Genomic DNA, 1,259 nt, shown 5'->3' with positions numbered 1-1,259 from the left:
TCGAGCTGTTCGTCCGTGATGGGGATGCGCAGGTGGTCGCGGAAGGCTTTCAGGTCCGCGAGGGTGAGCTTCTTCATCTGGTGCGTGGCGTTGCGGCCCTCGAAGTGGGTGCCCAGGCCGTAACCCTTGACCGTGTGCGCGAGGATCACGGTGGGCTTGCCCTTGAACTCGGTGGAGGCCTTGTAGGCGGCGTAGACCTTGTTGTAGTCGTGGCCGCCGCGCTTGAGGTTCCAGATTTCGTCGTCGGAGAGGTCCTGGACCATTTCCTTGGTCTGCGGGGTCTTCCCGAAGAAGTGCTCGCGGACGAACGCGCCGGACTCGGCCTTGTAGGTCTGGTAGTCCCCGTCGACGGTCTCGTTCATGATCTTCACGAGCGAGCCGTCCCGGTCCTTGGCGAGCAGGTCATCCCACTCCCGGCCCCAGACCACCTTGATGACGTTCCAGCCGGCGCCGCGGAAGAAGGCCTCGAGTTCCTGCATGATCTTGCCGTTGCCGCGCACCGGCCCGTCGAGGCGCTGGAGGTTGCAGTTGATGACGAAGTTCAGGTTGTCGAGCTTGTCGTTCGCTGCGAGCTGGAGCAGGCCGCGGGACTCGGGCTCGTCCATTTCGCCGTCGCCCAGGAACGCCCAGACCTGCTGGTCGGAGGTGTCCTTCAGGCCGCGGTTGTGCAGGTAGCGGTTGGACTGCGCCTGGTAGATGGCGTTCATCGGGCCGATGCCCATGGAGACCGTGGGGAATTCCCAGAACTCCGGCATGAGGCGCGGGTGCGGATAGGAGGACAGGGCGTGGCCCTCTTTGGACTTCTCCTGGCGGAAGCCGTCCATGTCCTCCTCGGACAACCGGCCCTCCATGAAGGCGCGGGCGTACATTCCGGGGGAGGCGTGGCCCTGGAAGAAGATCTGGTCCCCGCCGCCGGGGTGGTCCTTGCCGCGGAAGAAGTGGTTGAAGCCGACCTCGTACAGGGTCGCGGCCCCGGCGTAGGTCGAGATGTGCCCGCCGACGCCGATGTCCGCCCGCTGGGCCCGGTGCACCATGACCGCGGCATTCCAGCGCAGCCACGCCCGGTACTTCCGTTCGATCTCCTCGTCCCCGGGGAACGGGGCCTCCTGGTCCACCGGAATCGTGTTGACGTAGTCCGTGGTGGTAACCATCGGAACACCCACGCTCTGCGCGCCGGCCCGCTGAAGCAGGCTGCGCATGATGTACCGGGCACGCTCCGTGCCCTGTTCCTGAATCAGCGTATCCAGGGACTCCAGCCA

Annotated in this window: 1 pseudogene; it reads right to left on the bottom strand. The window is 65.6% G+C overall.

Annotated features, from left to right (window positions below):
• Window positions 1–1,259 (bottom strand): annotated as a pseudogene (locus C8D78_RS19535) (pyruvate dehydrogenase (acetyl-transferring), homodimeric type); the annotation flags it as partial.

The organism is Arthrobacter oryzae (assembly GCF_003634095.1).
GTDB classification, from domain to species: Bacteria; Actinomycetota; Actinomycetes; order Actinomycetales; family Micrococcaceae; genus Arthrobacter; species Arthrobacter oryzae.
This window is presented reverse-complemented; position numbering and strand designations above follow the sequence as displayed.